The sequence below is a fragment of the Spongiibacter sp. genome (assembly GCF_984394615.1).
In genome coordinates this window covers 1-20,726 of the sequence record NZ_CFHTQA010000055.1, presented here as the reverse complement: position 1 = coordinate 20,726, position 20,726 = coordinate 1, and the positions used below count along the sequence as shown (strand labels likewise).

The following is a 20,726-nucleotide window of genomic DNA, read 5'->3' as shown; positions in this document are numbered from 1 at the left end:
GCCTGCTCTTCCATCGGTGCCTTGCAGGGCGTCGTCAACAGTTACATCGAGGTCAATCGCGAGCGCGTGGGACTGAATGACGGTGCCAAAGTGGCTCAGGATCCGAACGTGCAGATGGCGCTGGCCAATGCGGTGGCAGCGGTGGCTGAATGTCGGGCGACCTTGCGCGATGATTTGAATTATTTCGTTAACAGTGCCGAGCGCGGCGAAAGTCTGGAAATGAGTGAGCGTATTCAGCGTCGCTTCCACGCGGCCAGTATTTCCAAGAAATGCGCCGACGCCGTTAATGAACTCTTTATTGCCTGTGGGGCGCAGGGTATTTTCCGTGGGCATCCCCTGAATCGGGCGTGGCTGGATATCAATGCGGGTCGCCAGCACGTGGCCAACAATCCCTTCAAGTTTGGGCGCAACCTCGGGGCGACCCTGTTGGGTGCCAAAAACACGGATTTTTTCCTGTAGGAGTCAGTCGTGCAATCTCCCTATGAGATGTTGGGCGAAGCGGGTATTCGCCACCTGGTCGACCGGTTTTACCAGTATATGGACAGCGAGGCCCGCTACGCAGAGATTCGCGCCATGCATGCGCAGGACCTTGGACCTGTGCGCGAGTATTTCTCTCAATATCTCATCAGTTGGATGGGTGGGCCGCCGGTGTATATGGAATCTCGAGGCAGCATGTGCATCACCGCTGCCCACAAGCCGCTGGGTATCCAGCCTCGGCACAGTCAGCAGTGGTTGGACTGCTTCGCCGATGCGCTGTCAGACCGCGACGATGCGGAGCAGCTCAAACAAATGCTGATGCCACCACTGGCGGCGATTACCCGGATGCTGGAAGCCAAAACAGCCAAGGCCTGACCGGGTTTAGCCGCTGCGGCTGGTGGTTTTTGCCAACGGCGCGCTACAATCGCTAGCGAAATTTGTCCGGTGTCTTCACGCAATGCCCGCTCCACTTTTTTATGTTCAAGATGGCGATCCCGAGGATGCCCCGCAGCTTGCCGGGCGTCTGGGTTTGTCCTGCGTGTCGGAATGGCAGAGTGATCCGGCGCAACAATACGTCTTTTACGCTGATCGACGTTTGAGCCTGGGGCTGTCACCCGCGGCGCGGCAGAATCCGGTATGTGTGGATTTTGTGGCGCAGTTACGCAACCGTCATCGCGGCAAGGAGCTGTTGTTGAAAGCCATCGGCGGTCGCCGGGACGGGCTGACGGTCATCGATGCGACAGCAGGGCTGGGTAGAGACAGCCTGTTACTCGCGAGCTACGGAGCCGAGGTGACACTCTGCGAACGTCAGCCGGTCGTGGCGGCGCTGCTGGCAGACGGTCTGCGTCGGGGGCGGACAGATGACAGCGATGCGGTGGTCAGTCGCATGTCGCTGATCGAAGGCAGTGCCGTTGCGTTTCTCTCGGCGGCCGGAGCAGAGCCACTGGCCGATGTGATTTATCTCGATCCGATGTTTCCCGAGTCCGGTAAGTCGGCGCTGGTGAAAAAAGAAATGCAGATGTTCCATCAGTTGGTGGGCAGGGATGACGACGCCGACGCGCTGTTGACGGCGGCCCTAGGTGCCGCCCGCTATCGGGTGGTGGTGAAGCGGCCACCCAGAGCACCGGTTATCGATGGTCCCAGGGCGCCGCAGTTCAGTATCGACGGTAAGGCTGTGCGTTTCGACGTTTATCCGATCAAGGCCTTTCCCAAGGACTGATTACGTCGCCAGCAGTTGCTCCATCATGGTTTCGTACATTTGGCTCAACAGGTTCAGATCCTCGGCCATCACGCATTCGTCCACCTTATGAATGGTGGCATTCACTGGCCCCAGCTCCACGACTTGTGCGCCCGTCGGAGCGATAAAGCGTCCGTCGGAGGTGCCGCCTGCCGTCGAGAGTTCGGTGTCTTCGCCCGTCACACGTCGTATGGCCTGTTGTGCCGCTTCCACCAAGGGACCTTCCGCAGTGAGGAAGGGCTGGCCGCTCAGTTGCCAGTCAATGTGATAGTCCAGCTCGTGCTTGTCGAGGATGGCTTCAGTGCGCTGCTGCAAAATCTCGGCGGTCAGTTCGGTGGAAAAGCGGAAATTAAACACCACCTGCAACTCGCCGGGTATGACATTGGTCGCGCCAGTACCGCCATTGATATTGGAGATCTGGAAGGACGTGGCGGGGAAAAAGTCATTGCCCTCATCCCACTGCTCTGCGGCCAGTTCTGCCAGTGCGGGGGCCGCGAGATGGATGGGGTTCTTGGCCAGGTGGGGATAGGCCACATGGCCCTGCACGCCGCGTACCGTCATTACCGCTCCCAGCGAGCCACGGCGACCGTTCTTGATCACATCGCCCACGCGGGTCGTGGACGAGGGCTCTCCTACCACACACCAGTCGATTTTCTCGTTGCGCGCTTCCAGCCATTCGACCACTTTCACCGTGCCGTTTTTGGCGGGGCCTTCCTCGTCGCTGGTAATCAGGAAGGCGATGCGGCCATTGTGGTCGGGGTGAGTGGCGGCAAAGCGCTCACAGGCGGTCACCATCGCGGCAAGGCTGCCCTTCATGTCGGCGGCACCGCGTCCGCGCAGCATGCCGTCGCTGATTTCCGGCTCGAAAGGTGGGGTTTGCCACTGTCCTTCGGGGCCGGTAGGGACGACATCAGTGTGACCGGCAAAGCACAGCAGAGGACCGCTATCGCCGCGTACGGCCCAGAAATTATCGACCTCGCCAAAGCGCAGTGCTTCGCAGTGAAAACCGGCGGCGCTGAGGCGTTCCATCATCAGTGCCTGACAGCCTTCGTCCTCTGGCGTGACGGAGCGCCGTTTAATCAGGTCGATGGCAAGTTCGAGGGTCGGGCTCATAATCAATGCTCGGCAAGTGTAAAAACGCGCATTTTAACAGAGATGGGGCACAGGCAGGGGACTGTTCAAAATGTCACTGGGATGAGTGGTTTTGTCATAGTGGCGGCCAAGGTGGCTGGGTAAGATCAAGGCTATTTTATCGCCCTACAATGCCTAACCAATAACGAAGGAGTGGCTATGAGTTTGGATCTGGACGTTGCTGCTGCCGCTGCGCAGTTTGATTTTGCCGATCAGGATATTCCGCAACGCCTGCGGCACTGGGCCCAGGTGCGCCCCGATCACCCGTTTATGATCTGGGAGCCGCGTTCTGGTGAAGACCAGCGCTGGACCTACAAAGCCTTTGACGAAGAAACCAGCAAGGTGGCTGCGGGCCTGTACGCCAAGGGCGTTCGCAAACACGACAAAGTGATGATTCACGCCGAAAACTGCCCGGAAATGGTACTGGCCTGGTATGCCTGTGCCAAGCTGGGTGCTGTTGGGGTGACGACCAATACGCGCTGTGTGGGGGGTGAGATCGAATACTTTGCCGATCACACTGAAGCCGTAGGGGTGATTACCCAGCCCAAATTTGTCAAAGAGATCAAAGCCAATGCCAAGAACGTGCAGTGGATTGTGGTGACCGACGACAATTCTGGTGAAGCGGCCGAGGCTGGTGAGGAGCATGACGAAGCGACATTCGGCAGCCTCTTCGGCGATCCGGCTACGGTTCCTGAGCGCCCTGCCGAGCCGATGCTGCCTGCGGGTATCATGTTTACCTCAGGTACCACCTCGCTGCCCAAGGCGGTGGTGCATACCCATGCTAATGCGCTGTGGTCAGGGACTATGGGTTCCCAGAGCATGAACATGAACCGTGACAGCGTCTACCTGGGCTTTCTGCCGTTCTTCCACGTGAACTGTCAGAGCTGGGCTTTCTGGGGCTCGCTGGGTGTGGGCGGTACCGCCGTGCTGCTGCCGAAATTCTCCGCCAGTCGCTTCTGGGAGATTATCGACAAGTATCAGGTGACCCACTGCTCGATGATTCCTTTTGTCTTCAAGGCAATCGGCCCGCAGCCGGTGCCTGAGCAGCACAGCTTGAAAGTGATGCCGATGGGTATTATCTGGAAGGAAATCGAGGGCTGGCTGAAGGCACAGCCCTTTGCAAGCTGGGGCATGACCGAGACCGTAACCCATGCGACTCGCTCTGATTTCGTGCAGGAATGGCCTCAGGGGAGTATCGGTAAGCCGACGCCGGGGTATCACCTGGCGGTCGTGAACCCCGAGACCGGCGAGCCTTGCAAAAAAGGTGAAATTGGTGAGCTGTGGGTGCACGGCGTACGCGGCGTGAACATCTTCCTCGAGTACTACAAAAATCCCGAGGCGATGGCCAAGTCATTTACCGACAATGGCTGGTTTAAAACCGGCGACATGGTGCATATCGGCGATGAGGGGCATTTCTACTTCTCTGATCGCGATAAGGACGCTCTGAAAGTCGGTGGCGAAAACGTATCGGCGCGCCAGGTTGAAGAAACCATCATGCAGGTGCCCGGTGGCGGTATCGGCGAAGTGGCTGTGGTCGCAAAATCCCACGAGATGCTCGATATGGTTGCGGTTGCCTTTGTGATCAAAGGCTGGGGCGCGCCGGAGGATGAGGACGCCTTTGCTCAGGCGATCATCGATCATTGCAAAGCTAATCTGGCTGATTTCAAAGTGCCCCGAGCGGTGTACTTTGTGGACGAGTTCCCGCGCGCTGCGCTGGAAAAAGTCGCCAAGAATAAGCTGCGTGAAATGGCCGACGAAATGCCCGCTGTGTAAGAAAACAGAGGGACAGAGAAAGGTCGCTTCGGCGGCCTTTTTTTATGCCTGTCTGATTGCCTGCGCTGTTGTCAGTCTGTCATAAAAGCATCGCGGGATTGTCATTGCCACTCGCTAGCATCTGCTGTGTCGGTAGCGGAGTCGCTGCCGCTGATTACTTACGCTTATGCCAGAAGGAGCCGACAATGCGCCGCAATACCCCTTCGATGTCCATGCACTCCCAGTATCATCAGCACGCGCTGCGCGAACAGATTTCCCGACAGGTCGATGCATTTCTGAAAAAGGGCGGCAAGATCGAGCAGCTGTCAGGGCCGCGCTTTCTGCCTCATCGTGCAGTCGGTATTAACAGTTCGGTGATTACCGACGTTCTCTAACGGCGTTCTTCTTCAGTCCAGTACGCAAATGGTCGCTGGCTGAGGTTGGAGTTGTAGTAGTTGGGATCGCCGGTAACCTCTTCTCCCAGCCATGACGGCTGGGGGACAGTTTCGTTTTCACTTTGCAGCTCCAGCTCGGCGACGACCAGTCCGGCGTTATCGCCGAAAAATTCATCAATTTCCCAGTACCGCGTATCGTTGTCTATCGGCAGCCGGTAGCGCTGCTTGTCGATCAGGGGACCTTCGCACAGGGCCAGCATGGCCTCTGCGTCCGCCGCCGGAATAGCATATTCAAACTCCAACCTGCTGGCCCCTTCACTCATGCCCTTGACGGTCAGCCATGCAGTATCTCCAGCCAGTCTCACGCGTACGCTGCGCTGCGGATCGCGACTGAGATAGCCCTGCACCAGCCGTTGCGCTTCAAGGCCGTCCACTGCGTGTCGCCAGCGCTCATCGCGCAGCCGGAATTTGCGTTCGATTTCCAGGTATTGCTCACTCATGTTGTGTCCTGTTAGCCGAAGCGCTGCTGATAGCTGGCTTCACTCAGGCAGTGGCAGCGGCTCGATGGCAAAGGGATATTGCAGTCTCGCAGCGCTTTGCAAACGGCTTCCACCAACCAGGCCTCGCTGTTTGGGGCATTACCTTCCACGATGCAGAAGACAGTCAGGCTGTTGGGAAAGCGCTGGTAGTCGACGTGGTGCGTCAGCCACGTAAAGCCGGGCAGTGACCGCTCCAGTGCGCGCTCGCACACGGTATTGAGGGCATCGATAATCTGGCGTTCGCGGTGTTTGTCGGTTTTGCGCATGGCCGCATTGTCGCACAATCTGCTGCGGCTGACTGCGCTAGGGGGGCGGCTGCTCGTAACGGGCACGCAAGGCATCGACACGCTGACGATTTACACCAAAATCGTAGTGCCCCAGTCGAGAAGCGCTGCGCACATCGATACGTTGCTGCTCCGGGGAGTAGCGAAGTTCGACATCATCGCGAAAGCGCAGCAGTGCACTGCGTACTTCAACGTGGAGATAGTGATCGGCACGTGCCAAAGGATAGCTGCGCGGTGAGCTTAGCAGCAGTGATTGCAGGCGCTGCCAATCGTCTGCGGTATTTGCCGTAAATGCGGGCACATACTGCGAGTCGTCACGACTGAGGCTGGATACGCAATTGGGCGAGGGCGGGCAGGGGGCCAGCTCGGGGGCTTTTTCAAGCTGCTGAACGGCAGGCGGCGCGCTGCAAGCGCCGAGGCTGACAGTGACGGGCAGCGCCAGCGCGAGAAAAATGTGGCGGACAGAGGATATTTTCATTGTCGGTTCCGCAGGGCCAGATATTCAGTTGTTACGTTCACAGTTTGAAAAGGGTTTTCTGTTAGGCTTAGGCATCGTTTTACATGGGTAGTGTAGTGGTGTTTCGTCGCGGTGTGAGTCTCCTGTCAGTCTTTTTGTGTGCCTGTGCGGCGAGCCCGGCGCCGAACGTGCCGCCGTCGCCGCCGGTCGGGGTCGAAAGCCGCTGGCAGGTATTACAGCGCGATGGTCAGCCACTGGGCCGTCGCCAGCAGTGGCATTATTGCGCGGGCGAACGCTGTTTCAGCAGTGAGGTCACGGATATTGCGGTGCAGCAACCGGGTGCGCCGGTCAGTATCAGTCGTGTGCGGCTGGATTATGTGGAATCGCGGGATGCACAGGGGTTATCGGCCAGCAAACAACTCCGCTCCAAGGCCGCTAATCACCGTTTGCAGTTGATCAGGCAGGGGGATGGCTGGCAATTGCAACAGGCCGAGCGCAGAAATGCGATCCGCCTGGAGTCGGCCCCGCTGTTTCCTGTGGCACTGCAGCGCAGCATGTTGGAAAACCGGGGGCAGGCTCCCTTGGTAACCCGAGAGTGGAGTTTTTCGAGCTTGACGCTGGAGACCATTCGCTACCGTTTTACACCGATCAGTCAGTCTCCGCTGGATCCCGAGCAGCGTGAGCTGTTGCTGCCCTGGCTGCAGCAGATTGCTTGGCGCATCGATCGTGAGCGGCAAACAGAGCGGGGCTGGCAGTGGCAAGCGGAATGGTTCAGCGATGTGAACTTTACGCCGATTGCCGAGCGCAATCTTTCGGCGGGGAGTGATCTCTGGCTGCTGCCTTGTGACGAGCGTTGCCGGGATCAGGCCCTACAGCCGCCGCAGCATGTGTATCAGCGTTTGATTCGTTCTCCCTATCGCATCAGTGATGAGGCGCTGCGCGGAAAGATCCGCTACCAGCTTGGCGGTGTGGCTGATGCTGAGCTTCCTGCGACAGGTGAACAGCAGGTGCGTCGGCAAGACGACAAGTTGCTGGTCAGCATTTGCGACGATTGCGGTGATGAATCAGCCCCCGACAGAGGATCATTGCAGGCAGCGATGGCTGCCAACTACTGGCTGCCACACCACGATTCCGCCATGCAGCGGGTGGTGGAGGAGGTGCTTGGCGATGCGGAATTGAGCCCGCGAGCAGCCATGCAGCGTTTGACCCGCTTTGTTACCGGGCATATGGATGAAGTGGCTACCTACAGCGGTTATGGCACGGCGTTGGATGCTCTACAGTCCGGCCATGGAGATTGCACGGAGCACGCGCTGTTATTGGCGGCACTGGGGCGTGCCGCTGGAATTCCCAGCCGTTTAGTAATGGGCTTGGCCTATAACAATGAACGCTTTTTAGGTAGGCGCTTTGTGTTTGTGCCCCATATGTGGGTGCAGGCCTGGACGGGTGATCGCTGGGAAAGCTTTGACAGCGGCTTGGGTGCGTTTACCGCCGGTTATATCGCGCTGGCGCTGAGTGCTGAAGGTGATCAGGCCAGTTTTCTGGCAATGAATACCTTGTTGGATACGCTGAGTATTGATTCGGCGGTACAGCTGAGAAGCCGTCCCGCCGAGCCGTGATGCCCTTACTCGTACGCGACCGGCATCTCGACCAGTTGCTCGTCACCAGCGACGTCAATGTTGTCAACGCTAACGGCATCGGACGCGCGAACGGCACCGATAACGGTCACTTCTTCCAGCAGCAGTTGCGGCTCATCGGCAACGGCCAGCAGTGACGCAGCAGCCAGTGCAGCACCGGCGATCAGTTTTTTGCATGTAGAGATCAGTGACATAAAACGCTCCCTATAGCTGCGCGGGCAGCCTGTCGGTTCAATGAAAATAATGGATCGGCACAAAGGCTTTTCGATGCTGCGCAGTATGCGGGGCGTCTGTTACATCTTGATGACGAATTTGTTTCAACGTCGGTTTTTATATGAATTTGTCATGAATTTTTGATATTCATGACCTATTCCTGTCACTTTTGCAGTGAGTCGGCAGCGCCTTTCAATTCAATACGGTTGCCTTCGGGGTCGGTCAAGTAAATGGATGGACCAAAACCGCTCGCGCCGTAGCGCCGCTCAAGGCCGCCATGGGGAATCTGTTGCTGATCCAGGTAATTGAGAACGGCGGCCCCGTCGAAGGGTTCCAGGCGCAAACACAGGTGGTCCATGTTGTGCCCCTCAAGTCCCGGTGCGGCACCACCTTCCTGCCCCAAGGGGCTGTCTACCGGTACCAGATCAATGAGGGCTGTGCCGACGCGAAGCTGGTAAAGCCCGAGTTCTTCGAGTGTGCGCTCCACGGTTGCGCCGAGTGTGTCGCGATAGAACGCGAGGGTGGTATCGATGCGCGCGCAGCGGAGCACGACGTGATCAATGTCTTGAATATGAATCATGATGTCCGATCAGTGGTTGAGGATGTTGCCACAGCGTAGCACAGGCTGAATTTGTAACGACTGCTCGGCGCTGGACACCCAGATACTGTCTTCATCCAGCGTGAGTTGCAGCTGCATACCGCGTTGCGCCCACTCCGCCAGTGCTTGGGAGGCATCGCTGGGGATTTCCAGCACGCTCAGCCAGTTTTCCTTCGATAGCTGTTCTCCTTCATCCCGCCACCACTGCGAAGCCGGGCGGCCGCCGTAGCTGATAACGACAACATGTTCTGCCTGGCTGCGTGCGCGGCGGAGTCGTTTGGCACTGGGTTGGCCGAGTTCGATCCACAGCCGAATACTGCCGTGTAACTCCTTCAGCCAGAGGTCGGGTTCATCGTCATTGCTGAGGCCGCGGGTGAAGCTCAGCTGTTCATCGGCAAACAGCGCGAAGCTGAGCAGACGCAGCATCATTCGCTCGTTGGTCTCTGACGGATGGCGGGCGAGGGTGAGGCTGTGTGAATGATAGTAATGGCGCCGAAGGTCGCTGATATCGATATCGGCTTTAAAAATGCTGGCGCTCAGTGCCATGGCTCACGTCCTGAAGTTTAAACCGCTGCATTGTACCCGAGGATGAGAATGGCATAGCGCAGACTTTTACCCGTGGCGACTAACAAGAAGAAGCTCGGCAGCGGGACGCGCATGATGCCGCCCACCACTGTCAGGGCATCACCACCTACCGGCAGCCAGGACATGAGCAATGTCCACTTGCCGTAGCGGCCGAACCAGCCTTGTGCGCGTTCCAGGTCTTTTTTGCGGGCGGGAAACCAGCGGCGATCGGCGTAGTGGCTCAACTTCATACCCATCCACCAGTTAACCCCGGCGCCGAGGGTATTGCCGGCGCTGGCCGCCAGCCACAGCCAAAGGGGAGTGAGTCCGGACTCCAGTTGCGCAATTAACAGAATTTCTGAATAGAAGGGCAGCAGGGTCGCGGCGCCAAAAGCCGCAGCGAACAGCAGGAGATATTGACTGATCATTGGCTCGCGGCCTCGCACAGGGCTTTGAACAGGCGGCGCTGGGGACGCTGAAAGGGAAGGTACTCCGGGTGCCACTGCACACCCATGCGGAAATGCCCGTCGGCGGCCTCGACGGCCTGCGTAATACCGTCAAGGTCTCGTCCGCTGACCACCATGCCTTCGCCGAGACGGTCGATGGCCTGATGGTGAAGGCTATTGATGTGGCAGCGTTCAGTCCCCAGGATTTCCTCCATATGACTGCCCGCATCCAGCATCAGTGTTTTATGGGGTAATAGCATGCGGCGATTGCTGGTGCGTCGACGCAAGTGACGCAGGTCGACATGCAGGCTGCCGCCGAGCACCACGTTCAGCAGCTGCGCTCCCCGGCAAATACCGAGAATAGGTAGTGAGCGTGGAAGAAACCGCTCCAGCACCGCAATCTCGAAGCGGTCACGCCGCGGATTCATCGGCGCCACTTCCGGCGCTTCGGGTAAATACAGGCCCTGATCAATATCGTCGCCGCCACTGATAATCAGGCCATCCAGGTGCTGGGGTATCTCCTTGTGAGCCGGGGTCAGGTGAATCGCCTGCGCACCGACGCGTCGCAGCGCTGAGCGAATAAACCACCAGGAAATTGGCAGGCGGCGGTCTTCGCCGGTCACGCCGATAACAGGGTGGTGGCGGTGAAGTATCGACACGTCTACAACAGCTCCGGTATCAAATGCAGGCTGACTCGCTGCGCCCAATCGCTGAATAAACCGCTGGTTGCACTCTCAATGTGCTCTCGATAGTGACGACATACCGCATTGAGTCGCGTTGTATCGGCAGCCAGTGCCTCCACTTGCAGCCAGTCGCGCCAAGGGTGAATCAGCCCCCATTGCGGGTCGCCAATCAAACTGTTCGGTAGCCGGTAATGCAGTGTTGGTCGGGCTTTGACTCGCGGGTCGTCAATTTTTGCGCGCAGCCTTTCTTCGTCGACGTGCGCGAACAGTGGCAGCAAGTCCAGGGCGCGATTGCGGGTGGGATTAAAGCGAATGTAATCGTCGATCAGCGTGCCGATATCCGGTTGGTAATCCGGCGCGAGGACATGTCGCAGATACTCGCGTTTGAATGGATCGGTATAGCTGGTCAGTCGGCGGCTGAAGTCCACGGGGCTGCGCCAGATCAACCACTCATACAGACACAGGAATGCCCGTAAGTAGTTCAGAATGGTGTCCGCCTCGCAATCGGGCATCTCCGGATTCAGTTGCAAGCCAAATGCGTTTTTTGCTGATGCCTGCGTGCCTTCTGCGCCCTCTTTGCGCAACATCAAGAACAGATCTTCCAATCGCCAGAGCTGGCTGATTTCGACTGGTGGCGCCACAATTTCAAACGGCACCAACTGGCGGGCAACCAGCCCCACCAGCGATTCTGTCAGCTCTTCAAATTCGCTGGCCTGCCCGGCTTCTTCCCGCTCGCGGCCGAGGCGTTTGATGTAGGCGGAGTCAAGTTCGATGCCGAAGTCGCCAAACTCGGTATTGGCGACGGTGTATTCATACTCGGAGCCGCGCTGAATCTCGCCACCAAACTGCTCGGTAATGCACTGGGCAATCTCCGGCATATCCATGCCGGTGAATTCAATCTCCACGCCCAGGCGGCGCTCTTTCCCCTCGCGGGTGTCGCGTTGCGGGGGCAGGGGCCACAGTTGGGCACGGTATTGCTCAAGACCTGGAAACATCAGCGTCTTCTCCTATGATGTGAGCGATAGCTTGCAGGCGTTCTACGTGTTGGCAGACGACCTGAAACAGGGTCAGCAGAGGCACCGCCAGCAGGACGCCGGGCGCACCCCACAGCCAGCCCCAGAAAAAGATCCAGAGAAACACCACAATAGGGTTAAGGCTGAAACGCATTCCGTGCACGAAGGGGTCGACAAATTGTCCGACCATCGCGGTAAAAAGCGCGTAGCCCATTGGCGCGATCAATATGCCCGTCAGGCTGTCAAAGCTTACCGCGCTGACAATACACAGCAGCATGACCGTGATGCTGACCCCAAGATAGGGAATGTAACGCAGTAAGGCGGCTAAGGCGCCCCACAGGGCCGGGTCGGGGAAATCAATCAGCCAGAGACCAAAGGCCGTTACTGCACCGACCGCTGCATTAACCAGGGTAATCGTCAGCAGATAGCGAGACATTTGCTGCTGCGCTTGCCCGACCAGTTCTTTGGCGGTCGTTTTGTCGCGGTGGCTGGGGAGGCTGTTGATGAAGCGTTGGATGAGCGCTTCGCCAGAGCTGAGTAGAAAAAACAGCATGATGACGCTCAGCGTGCCATACACACCAAAATTCTTCAGTGTCTCCCAGACTTCTCCCCGCCAGCCGGGGTCGGCAATAAGTACCTTCTTGATTTCGGGGTCTGGAGGGCTGGAGAATTCCTTGGCGAGCGAATCCAGGCTGGCCGTGGCCGCATCGACGTCGCCGGTATCGCCGTTCACATCGTGCAGATGATCACGAATCACCGATACGGCCTCCGGTGCGCGTTGAAGCCATTCGCTGGCCGGGGAAGCTAATGCATAAAAACCGCCACCAATACCGCCGACGCTGATGGCAATCAGCAGCAGCGCTGCAAGACTGCGGGGAACGCGCCACTGTTGAAGACGACTGACGGCGGGGGCCAGCAGCAGGGCGAAGATCAATGCCAGTGTGATTGGCAGCAGCACGTCCCTGGCCAGTCGCAATGTATACAGCACTGCGAGCAAGGCCAGTAGCGCCAAGGCCCAGTCGTTGATCTTCGCTTGCTTACTCTCCATGTGTCTCCCGGTATCGCTTTTTGCGTTTGTCGTTGCTGTGAGCAAAGCGTTTCAGCGGGCTTAGCGCCCTGAGTGTAATAACTGTAATGATGCTTACCACAATGGCGATTTCATAGCGTTGCCACGCAACCGCTGTGCCAATGGCACCGGTTGACCAGATGGCTGCTGCTGTGGCGGTGCCACTAACCGTGCCCTCTTGTTTGAGAATGGCGCCACCGCCGATAAAGCCGATGCCACTCATCAGACCATACATTAAGCGCGCATGGGATTCTGAACCACTGAGGACGTCGCGACCGATCAGCAGATAAGCGCAGCAGGCAATCGCGACCAGCGGAAATGTGCGCAGACCTACCCCGCGTGATGCCGCTTCCCGGTTCCAGCCGATGGGAACCGACAACACATAGGCAACGGCGAGTTGAGTCAGGTGGTGAGCAATCAGTGGCCAGTTGATATCTGGCAATAACGTCATAAGGTTCAGCGAGGTTCCCGGGGCCCCGCAAAAAACCAGATCGCCAGTCCGAGCACCGGCAGCAGAAGAATCAGCACAATCCACAGCAGCTTGCTGCCGGAACTGTTGCGACTTTGAACAATATTAAGAATGGCCCAGATATCGGCGATAAATACCAGCAGTCCAAGCAGGCCGGTAATTTGCAACTCCATCTGTTCTCCTCCCACTATTTGCTTACACAATAGAGTAGACGATGGGCGGAGAGTTCACATAAAAAAAAGCCGCCATAGGAATGGCGGCTTTATCAGTCGAGATAAGATATGCCAGCGTCAGTTGTGTGCGTGAAGCATTTCGTTCAGTGCGATGGCTGATTTGTTGGTGAGAACTTCGATAGCGCCGTTCTTCGAGTTACGGCGGAACAGCAGGTCAGATTGGCCTGCCAGGTCGCGGGCTTTGGCGGTACCGACTTGCTCTCCTTTATCGTCAATCATCGCCACGACTGAGCCCGCGGTGATGTAAAGCCCGGCTTCGATCGTGCAGCGGTCGCCGAGCGGAATACCTACACCGGCGTTGGCACCGACGAGGCACTCTTTGCCGATGGAAATAATAATATTGTTACCGCCAGACAGCGTGCCCATGGTGGAGCAACCGCCGCCGAGGTCGGAGCCCGCACCGATCATTACACCTGCCGAAATACGGCCTTCGATCATGCCCGGGCCTTCGGTGCCAGCATTAAAGTTGACGAAGCCCTCGTGCATGATGGTGGTACCTTCGCCGAGGTAAGCGCCGAGACGAACACGCGCGGTGTGGGCAATGCGCACGCCGGCGGGAACCACGTAGTTGGTCATTTTCGGGAATTTATCCACTGACATGATTTCCAGCAGCTCACCTTTCATTCTGGCGTCGAGCTGGCGCTGGGGCAGTTCACGCAGGTCTACCGGCCCCTGGTTGGTCCAGGCGACATTGGGCAGTACGCCGAACAGGCCGGTCAGGTCCAGTGAATGTGGCTTGGCGAGACGGTGAGAAAGCAGATGCAGTTTCAGATAGCCCTCGGGCACCGAGCTGGGGGCCGCGTCTTCGGCCAACAGGGTAACCACCAGCGGCTGGGAGCTGCTGGCCAATTGTGCCGCGATATCGGCCTGGGCACTGTCGCCCGCGGCTTTGGCGGCTTCAGCCACACGGCTCATTTGCTCGCTTTTGACGGCAATAGCGGCATTGCCGCCTTTGTATTCCACGATGGGGGCAATGGCCTTGCACAGGGCGTCGCTGGGTTGCACCAGCGGCTGGGGGTAGAAAATATCCAGCCATTCGCCTTTGCTGTTTTGGCTACCCAGGCCGAGGCCCAGGCTGAAAAGTGATTCGCTCATTAGATTCTCTCTTGCAGGCTTAAAGCGTGTGATGGGTAAAAAGGTTTTGGTACTGGTCGGCTTTAAAGCCCAGTACTCGCTCGTTGCCGGTGTCCAGCAGCGGGCGTTTCATCAGAGTAGGGTGCTCCAGCAGCAGGGCGACCGCCGTGTCATCGCTCAGTGCCTGGCGTTGGCTGTCGCTCAGTTGCTTCCAGGTGGTACTGCGTTTGTTTACCAGTTTGTCGCTGCCCAGTTCGGCGAGCCACTGTTGCAACTGCTCAGTGCTCAGGGATTCGTCGCGGACATCCTGAAAGCGGTGCTCGATTTGATGCTGCTCCAGCCAGCGCCGGGCGGCGCGCACAGTGTCGCAGTTCTTGATTCCGTATAGCGTGATGCTCATGGCTATGTTTTCTGCGTTTCAAACGGCGCGCCATCATAGCAAAAAGCCGCCGACGGTTCACGGCGGCAGGCCATCAAGCTTTGCGGGTTTTCTTGGGATGTCTGCGGGCAGGGAAGCAGTGTCGGCAGATTTCGCAGACCGTGCCATCGCAACCGCGGGCGCTGCAGTATTCCCGGCCGTAATAGATGATCTGCAGGTGCAGGGCATTCCATCGGTCTTTGGGAAATAATCTTTTCAGGTCTTTCTCGGTCTGGGCGACGCTTTTACCGCTGCTCAGCCCCCAGCGCTGAGCGAGACGATGGATATGCGTATCGACGGGGAAAGCGGGGACCCCAAAAGCCTGAGACATTACCACGCTGGCTGTTTTGTGGCCGACACCGGGAAGTTCTTCCAGTGCATCCATGTCCTGTGGAACTTCGCCGTTGTATTGTTCTACCAGTATTTCCGAGAGCCGTTTAATCGCTTTGGACTTTTGCGGGGAGAGGCCGCAGGGACGAATAATCTCGCGAATGGCTTCAACGCTTTGCTTAGCCATATCAAAGGGATTGTCGGCCAGCGCAAACAGTGCAGGGGTCACTTGGTTGACGCGCTCATCGGTGCACTGTGCCGACAGCAATACGGCGACCAGCAGCGTGTAGGCATCGCGGTGATCCAGCGGGATGGGCTGCTCGGGGTAGAGCTCGTCGAGGCGTTGCAGAATATAGGCGACGCGCTCGGCCTTGAGCAGGTTGCGGGGCGCTGTTTTGCTGGCTTCACACATTAGCGGGGCAGCCCCGCGACAAAGCGGCGAATTCGGCGGGCGGCATCTACACAGTTGTCCAGCTCGGCGACCAACGCCATACGCACATAGCCGCGACCGGGGTTGAGGCCATCGACTTCTCTAGAGAGGTAAGAGCCGGGCAGTACCGTGACATGCTGTTGCTCAAACAACTGCTGTGCAAAGTCGGTATCGGCAATTGGGGTTTTGGCCCACAGATAAAACGAGGCATCGGGCTGGGCGACGTCCAGACAACCGTCCAGCTCCTCGAGAACCGCGGTAAATTTTTCCCGGTAACGATCGCGGTTTTCCTTCACGTGGTCTTCATCTTGCCAGGCGGCGACGCTGGCGAGCTGGTGCTGAACGGGCATGGCGCAGCCGTGATAGGTGCGGTACAGCAGGAAGCTCGCCAGTACCGTGGCATCGCCCGCGACAAAGCCAGAGCGCAGCCCCGGCAAATTGGAGCGCTTGGACAGGCTATGGAATACCACGCAGCGGTGATAGTCGTTGCGCCCCATCTCTGCGCAGGCCTGAAGCAGGCCGGGTGGCGGCGCATCTTCGTCAAAATAGAGTTCTGAATAGCATTCGTCACTGACAATAACGAAGTCGTATTGGTCGGCCAGTCGAATCAATTTCTGCAGTGTTGCGATATCGGTGACGGCGCCGCTGGGATTGCCGGGGGTGCATAAATAGAGCAGTTGGCAACGTTGCCAGATCTCAGGCGCAACCGCGTCGTAGTCGGGAATAAAGCCCTTATCGGCAAGGCAGGGGAGAAAATAGGGTTGTGCTCCAGCCAGCAGTGCCGCCCCTTCGTAGATCTGATAGAAGGGGTTGGGGCTGCAAACCAGGGCGTCGCTGTTGGGGTCAATCACTGCCTGAGCAAAGGCGAACAGGGCCTCTCGGGTGCCGTTTACCGGGAGCACCTGATGTTCGGCGTCCAGCCCGGCAAGCTGAAAACGGCGGCAGGCCCATTCGCTAATCGCCTCACGCAGTTCGGGAATACCCTTGGTGCTGGGGTAATTGCTGAGACGGCCCAGTTCGGCGGCCAATGTCTGTGCCACAAATTGCGGGGCGGGATGGCGAGGTTCGCCGATAGAAAGCGGGATGTGCGCCTGCTCGCTGCGGCTGCTGCCCAGCAGGGCGCGCAGTTTTTCAAAAGGGTAGGCCTGAAGAGACTTGAGACGGGGGTTCATAGGGCTTGCTTGCTCGCTTTCTCATCCAGCTCGCGACAGATGGCTTTCTGAATCTGGGTGCAGAGTTCCGGGTCATTGATGGGGCGGTCTTCTTCATCGGTAACAAAGAAGACGTCCTCAACCCGCTCGCCCAGGGTGGCGATTTTGGCGTTCTGCAGGCGGATATTGTAGTCATTGAAAATCGTACCGAGTCGCGCCAGCAGTCCAGGACGGTCTGGGGTGATGACCTCCAGCACTGTGTGTCCCTTGTTGAGATCTGTAGCCATACTTGTACGCGTGGGTGTGGAAAACAGCCGCATTTGACGGGGCATGCGACGGTGCACTTCTTCCGGAGAGCCCTCCGGTTGGCTGAGCTGCTGAACGAGGTAGTCGGTAATTTCCTGTATTCGCACGGGATTGTCGCCGATGGGTTCGCCGTTTGCTCCGAGCACGTAGAAGGTATCCAGTGTATAGCCGGTGCCAGAGTTATAAATGCGAGCGTCCTGAATACTCAGGTCGAGCTGTTCCATCGCACCGGCCAGTACGGCGAAAATGCCTTTCTTGGACGGCGTGTGCACAAAGATCTGGGTGGCGCCCTCGTGGTCGAGTAGTCCGCCTTTTTTGACGAGAACCAGCGAGGCTTGGGGCGATGTGCGCTGGGCGATCGCCCGGCAGTGCCAGACGATATCATCCACCTGCTCGCGGATAAAATAGTCTTCGCCGGTGTTCCCCCACAGCTCGCGTACTTCGGCTTCGGTAAAGCCATAGTCCTCAAGCTTTTCCAGCACTTCGTTCTGGGTCTCGGTGATCCATTCCTGCTTGTCGATGGGGTTTTCAAGCCCGCGGCGCAGGGCGCGGCGGGTTTCGGCATACAGTTGGCGCATCAGTGAGGCACGCCAGGAGGTCCAGAGATTCGGATTGGTGGCGTTGATGTCGGCGATAGTCAGGCAGAAGAGATAGTCGAGGTGTTGCTGGTCACCCACCATCAGAGCGAAGTCGCGGATGACATCGGGATCCTGAATGTCTTTGCGCTGGGAGACGGACGACATCTCAAGGTGTTTTTCGACCAGCCACGATACAAGATTGGTGTCGCGTCGATTCAAACCCAGGTATTCACAGAACTCCCGAGCGTCAACGGCGCCGAGGGTGGAGTGGTCTCCGCCGCGGCCCTTGGCAATGTCGTGAAACAGTCCGGCCAGAAACAGCAGTTCCGGCTTGGGTAGCCGCTGCATGATACGGCAGGCCATCGGGTAGCGCTTGACCATGTCCGGATAGCGGAAGCGGCTGATGTTCTTGATGAGTTCCAGGGTGTGGGCATCGACCGAATAGATATGAAACAGGTCGTGCTGCATCTGACCGACGATTTTGCCGAAGGCCGGGATGAACTTGCCCAATACGCCGAAGCGCTTCATGCGACGCAGGTTCAGCGCGACCCGCTGAGGGGCACGCAATAATTCTAGAAAGAAACGTTTATTGCGCGGGTCGGCGCGAAACTGCTCGTCAATCAGGTGGCGGGATTTACGAATCAGGCGGATCGTACTGGCGCGCACACCATCTATCGCGTCGTGATGGGCCATCAGCACAAAAATTTCCATCAGTGCCGACGGGGTTTTTTCAAAGACCTTGTCGTTGGTCACTTCAATGTGGCCGTTACGGATGCGGAAGCGCGGATTGATTTCCAGCACCGTCTCCGCCTCGCAGGCCCGCAGAATGGTTTCGTCGAAGTGCTGCATCAGTACGTCGTTCAGCTCGCCCAAATGCTGGGCCCAGCGGTAGTACTGCTGCATAAAGCGCTCGACGGCCAGTTTGTTGTCGTCGTCTTCGTAGCCGAATTGCGCGGCGAGGGTGCGTTGGTGATCAAACAACATCCGGTCCTCTTCACGACCGGTGATCAGGTGCAGGGCGAAACGCAGACGCCACAGGTAATTCTGGCCATCTTTCAGGGTGTCCAGCTCTTCCTGGCTCAGGAACAGGCGATCGCGAAGTTCATCGATGGATTGCGCGCCGAAGTGGCGCTTAATGACCCAGCCAATCATTTGAATATCGCGCAGCCCGCCGGGAGAGCTTTTGATATTCGGCTCAAGATTGTATTCGGTGTTGGCATACTTACGGTGGCGAAGGATTTGCTCGTCCCATTTCGCCCGGAAGAATTCGGCACTCGGCCAGATTTGATCCGGCCCAACCAGCGCCATCAGCTGTTCGTGAAGTTCGGCGTTGCCACTCAGTGGGCGGGACTCCATCAGATTGGTGACGATGGTAATGTCGTCGATGGCGGCCTGGCGACACTCGCTCACGCCCCGCACACTGTGACCGATCTCCAGGTTAATATCCCACAGCAGAGTGATCAGGCTCTCGATGTTCTCGCGGTAATCAGCGGCCTTGTCATCGGTGAGAATCAGCAGGTCGATATCGGAGTGGGGGTGCAGTTCGCCGCGCCCGTAGCCACCGACAGCAATCAGGGCAATGTCATCGCCCCAGTCATAGCGGCTCCAGAGGAATCGCAGCAGAATATCCAGCTTTTCGGAGCGCATCCGGACCAGTGTCTGAATGGGCTCGTCCGCGTAGAAGCGGGCTCTTAATTCATCCTGCAATTCGCCGAGATAGCGCTTGCAGAGGGAAATCATCGTATTGGATTGTGCTGCGGCTTCGCGCAGCGCCTCGGTGTTTAGCAGGCTACTGCTCATATGGGATTAACCCTTGTAGAACGGCTCGTCGGGACGGGCGGTCAGTACCTCCACGCCATCAGCGGTGACGGCCAGCGTGTGTTCCCACTGTGCCGACAGGCGGCGGTCACGCGTGGTTACGGTCCAGCCATCTTTCTTGTTGAGTTTGGTCTGCTTTTTTCCCGCGTTGATCATGGGTTCAATGGTGAAGGTCATGCCTTCCTTTAATACCAGATCGTTGCCGCGGTGGTAGCCCTCGCCGTAATGAAGTACCTGCGGGTCTTCATGGAAGCCTCGGCCAATGCCGTGGCCGCAGTACTCTTCAACGACGCTGTAGTGATTGTTGCGGGCGTGTTTCGCGATCACTGTGCCAATTTCACTGAGTTTGGTGCCAGGTTTTACCATATCAATGGCTTTGTAGAGACATTCCTGTGTCACTACGCACAGGCGCTTGGCGTGCTCGGGAACGTCACCCACGTAATACATGCGGTTGGTATCGCCGTGCCAGCCATCCTTGATGACGGTGACATCGATGTTCAGCAGATCGCCGTTCTTCAGGATTTTGCTGTCTGAAGGAATGCCGTGGCAAATCACCTCGTTGACCGATGTGCAGATGGACTTGGGGAAACCGTGATAATTGAGAGGGGCGGGTATGGCGTGTTGCACATTGACAATATAGTCGTGGCAGATTTTGTCCAGCTCGGCAGTGCTCACGCCGGGGCGGACGTGTTCGCTAATCATTTCCAGTACGTCGGAGGCAAGTCTGCCTGCCACGCGCATAGCGGCGATTTCTTCGGGCGTTTTAATGCTTACATTCATGGGTAACGGCGGGTCCGGGCTGTCAAAATACTGAAAGCGACACATTGTAGACTATCGCCGTCGATGAGGCGATGACTGCGGTGGCGCAGAATGCTGTTTTCTCTCTATTTGGGCTTTATGCGGGGTGGGGGCTGTGGTATAAATACGCGCCCCGAAATCGCAGTGCGCTGCGCGGGGCATAAACGACGCGTATCCATCGACACGTAATCCCGGGTGCTGCAGCGAGGCTGTGGTTGGGTTGCGGGATGGGTACAAGTTCCTAACCCGATGACAAGCAAGGAAAAATACCATGGCTCACGTCACTATGCGTGAAATGCTGCAAGCCGGCGTTCACTTCGGTCACCAGACTCGTTACTGGAACCCCAAAATGGCACCTTTCATCTTTGGTGCCCGCAACAAGATCCACATCATTAACCTCGAGCACACTGTGCCCGCCATGAACAGTGCGCTGGACGCCCTTTCAAAAATGGCTGCTAACAAAAACAAAGTATTGTTTGTTGGCACCAAGCGCGCGGCCGGTAAAATTGTTGCCGAGCAGGCTGCCCGTGCCGGTATGCCTTATGTGAGCCACCGTTGGTTGGGCGGTATGCTGACCAACTACAAAACCATTCGTCAGTCAGTACGTCGCCTGCGCGAGCTGGAAACCCAAA

At 57.7% G+C, this 20,726-nt stretch carries 26 protein-coding genes; 7 read left to right on the top strand and 19 right to left on the bottom strand.

The genetic code is table 11. The features are described from left to right. From AC5DB9_RS15290 to AC5DB9_RS15280, 3 genes are all read left to right on the top strand, one after another. Positions 1-459 (top strand): acyl-CoA dehydrogenase family protein (locus AC5DB9_RS15290; RefSeq protein ID WP_491732078.1); only part of this gene is annotated, 459 nt, incomplete at its 5' end. Between the two features lie 9 nt (positions 460-468). Further along, positions 469-852: a globin domain-containing protein gene (locus AC5DB9_RS15285; protein ID WP_272989688.1), complete on the top strand. Its 384-nt coding sequence runs from the start codon at positions 469-471 to the stop codon at positions 850-852. Between the two features lie 82 nt (positions 853-934). Further along, positions 935-1,696 (top strand): class I SAM-dependent methyltransferase, encoded by a 762-nt coding sequence (locus AC5DB9_RS15280; RefSeq protein WP_272989690.1) that lies wholly within the window; start codon positions 935-937, stop codon positions 1,694-1,696. Here AC5DB9_RS15280 and dapE read toward each other — a convergent pair whose 3' ends face one another. Further along, positions 1,697-2,827 carry a succinyl-diaminopimelate desuccinylase gene (gene dapE / locus AC5DB9_RS15275; RefSeq protein WP_272989693.1) on the bottom strand — a complete coding sequence of 377 codons (1,131 nt, stop codon included), beginning with the start codon at positions 2,825-2,827 and terminating at the stop codon, positions 1,697-1,699. It abuts the gene before it with no gap. Positions 2,828-3,004: 177 nt separating this feature from the next. On the opposite strand from dapE, the gene AC5DB9_RS15270 reads away from it, so the two are divergent. Both AC5DB9_RS15270 and AC5DB9_RS15265 read left to right on the top strand, forming a co-directional pair. After that, entirely contained in the window at positions 3,005-4,618 is a 1,614-nt protein-coding gene (locus AC5DB9_RS15270) for a class I adenylate-forming enzyme family protein (protein ID WP_022957681.1), read from the top strand. Between the two features lie 185 nt (positions 4,619-4,803). Then, positions 4,804-4,992: a hypothetical protein gene (locus AC5DB9_RS15265; RefSeq protein ID WP_022957680.1), complete on the top strand. Its 189-nt coding sequence runs from the start codon at positions 4,804-4,806 to the stop codon at positions 4,990-4,992. Here the strand turns inward: AC5DB9_RS15265 and AC5DB9_RS15260 are convergent. Genes AC5DB9_RS15260 through AC5DB9_RS15250 form a run of 3 tightly spaced genes read right to left on the bottom strand, consistent with a single transcriptional unit; the run spans position 4,989 to position 6,293 of the window. After that, on the bottom strand, positions 4,989-5,492 hold the full coding sequence (locus AC5DB9_RS15260) for a CYTH domain-containing protein (RefSeq protein ID WP_272989701.1): 504 nt from the start codon (positions 5,490-5,492) through the stop codon (positions 4,989-4,991). The two genes, AC5DB9_RS15265 and AC5DB9_RS15260, sit on opposite strands and share 4 nt — an antisense overlap. Before the next feature lie 11 nt (positions 5,493-5,503). Continuing rightward, positions 5,504-5,797, bottom strand: a complete 294-nt coding sequence (locus tag AC5DB9_RS15255; protein ID WP_272989703.1) for a hypothetical protein — start codon at positions 5,795-5,797, stop codon at positions 5,504-5,506. 37 nt (positions 5,798-5,834) lie between these two features. Next, positions 5,835-6,293, bottom strand: a complete 459-nt coding sequence (locus AC5DB9_RS15250; RefSeq protein ID WP_272989705.1) for a DUF1499 domain-containing protein — start codon at positions 6,291-6,293, stop codon at positions 5,835-5,837. 83 nt (positions 6,294-6,376) lie between these two features. Between AC5DB9_RS15250 and AC5DB9_RS15245 the strand changes: the two genes are divergently transcribed. After that, positions 6,377-7,888, top strand: coding sequence for a transglutaminase-like domain-containing protein (locus tag AC5DB9_RS15245; protein ID WP_272989707.1), 1,512 nt, complete (start codon positions 6,377-6,379; stop codon positions 7,886-7,888). 5 nt (positions 7,889-7,893) lie between these two features. Here AC5DB9_RS15245 and AC5DB9_RS15240 read toward each other — a convergent pair whose 3' ends face one another. From AC5DB9_RS15240 to map, 15 genes are all read right to left on the bottom strand, one after another. After that, a complete protein-coding gene (locus tag AC5DB9_RS15240; RefSeq protein ID WP_272989709.1) occupies positions 7,894-8,100 on the bottom strand; it encodes a hypothetical protein in 207 nt (68 codons plus the stop codon). A 182-nt stretch (positions 8,101-8,282) separates the two neighbouring features. After that, positions 8,283-8,699 (bottom strand): VOC family protein, encoded by a 417-nt coding sequence (locus AC5DB9_RS15235; protein WP_272989711.1) that lies wholly within the window; start codon positions 8,697-8,699, stop codon positions 8,283-8,285. 9 nt (positions 8,700-8,708) lie between these two features. Further along, positions 8,709-9,263, bottom strand: a complete 555-nt coding sequence (locus tag AC5DB9_RS15230; protein WP_272989713.1) for a YaeQ family protein — start codon at positions 9,261-9,263, stop codon at positions 8,709-8,711. Positions 9,264-9,280: 17 nt separating this feature from the next. Next, on the bottom strand, positions 9,281-9,709 hold the full coding sequence (locus tag AC5DB9_RS15225; RefSeq protein ID WP_028968091.1) for a YqaA family protein: 429 nt from the start codon (positions 9,707-9,709) through the stop codon (positions 9,281-9,283). Further along, a complete protein-coding gene (locus AC5DB9_RS15220; RefSeq protein ID WP_272989717.1) occupies positions 9,706-10,386 on the bottom strand; it encodes a gamma-glutamyl-gamma-aminobutyrate hydrolase family protein in 681 nt (226 codons plus the stop codon). The genes AC5DB9_RS15225 and AC5DB9_RS15220 overlap by 4 nt, the downstream gene beginning before the upstream one ends. A 2-nt stretch (positions 10,387-10,388) precedes the next feature. Next, positions 10,389-11,405, bottom strand: coding sequence for an amidoligase family protein (locus tag AC5DB9_RS15215; RefSeq protein WP_022957671.1), 1,017 nt, complete (start codon positions 11,403-11,405; stop codon positions 10,389-10,391). Next, positions 11,389-12,471, bottom strand: a complete 1,083-nt coding sequence (locus AC5DB9_RS15210; protein WP_272989720.1) for an AI-2E family transporter — start codon at positions 12,469-12,471, stop codon at positions 11,389-11,391. Before AC5DB9_RS15210 ends, AC5DB9_RS15215 begins: the two co-directional genes overlap by 17 nt. Then, positions 12,461-12,940 carry an MgtC/SapB family protein gene (locus AC5DB9_RS15205; protein WP_272989723.1) on the bottom strand — a complete coding sequence of 160 codons (480 nt, stop codon included), beginning with the start codon at positions 12,938-12,940 and terminating at the stop codon, positions 12,461-12,463. Before AC5DB9_RS15205 ends, AC5DB9_RS15210 begins: the two co-directional genes overlap by 11 nt. Positions 12,941-12,945: 5 nt before the next feature. Further along, the gene (locus AC5DB9_RS15200) at positions 12,946-13,131 is read right to left on the bottom strand and encodes a PLDc N-terminal domain-containing protein (RefSeq protein ID WP_022957668.1); all 186 of its coding nucleotides are present in this window, start codon (positions 13,129-13,131) and stop codon (positions 12,946-12,948) included. A 117-nt stretch (positions 13,132-13,248) separates the two neighbouring features. Then, positions 13,249-14,286, bottom strand: a complete 1,038-nt coding sequence (dapD, locus tag AC5DB9_RS15195; protein WP_272989728.1) for a 2,3,4,5-tetrahydropyridine-2,6-dicarboxylate N-succinyltransferase — start codon at positions 14,284-14,286, stop codon at positions 13,249-13,251. 19 nt (positions 14,287-14,305) lie between these two features. Beyond that, positions 14,306-14,665, bottom strand: coding sequence for an ArsC family reductase (locus AC5DB9_RS15190; RefSeq protein WP_022957665.1), 360 nt, complete (start codon positions 14,663-14,665; stop codon positions 14,306-14,308). A gap of 73 nt (positions 14,666-14,738) precedes the next feature. Continuing rightward, positions 14,739-15,425: an endonuclease III gene (nth, locus tag AC5DB9_RS15185; RefSeq protein WP_022957664.1), complete on the bottom strand. Its 687-nt coding sequence runs from the start codon at positions 15,423-15,425 to the stop codon at positions 14,739-14,741. Further along, positions 15,425-16,615 (bottom strand): succinyldiaminopimelate transaminase, encoded by a 1,191-nt coding sequence (gene dapC, locus AC5DB9_RS15180; protein ID WP_272989734.1) that lies wholly within the window; start codon positions 16,613-16,615, stop codon positions 15,425-15,427. The genes nth and dapC overlap by 1 nt, the downstream gene beginning before the upstream one ends. Continuing rightward, positions 16,612-19,278, bottom strand: coding sequence for a [protein-PII] uridylyltransferase (locus AC5DB9_RS15175; protein ID WP_273009388.1), 2,667 nt, complete (start codon positions 19,276-19,278; stop codon positions 16,612-16,614). The genes dapC and AC5DB9_RS15175 overlap by 4 nt, the downstream gene beginning before the upstream one ends. 6 nt (positions 19,279-19,284) lie before the next feature. Further along, on the bottom strand, positions 19,285-20,076 hold the full coding sequence (gene map, locus AC5DB9_RS15170; protein WP_028968089.1) for a type I methionyl aminopeptidase: 792 nt from the start codon (positions 20,074-20,076) through the stop codon (positions 19,285-19,287). A gap of 289 nt (positions 20,077-20,365) precedes the next feature. On the opposite strand from map, the gene rpsB reads away from it, so the two are divergent. After that, positions 20,366-20,726 (top strand): 30S ribosomal protein S2 (gene rpsB / locus AC5DB9_RS15165; RefSeq protein WP_491732077.1); only part of this gene is annotated, 361 nt, incomplete at its 3' end.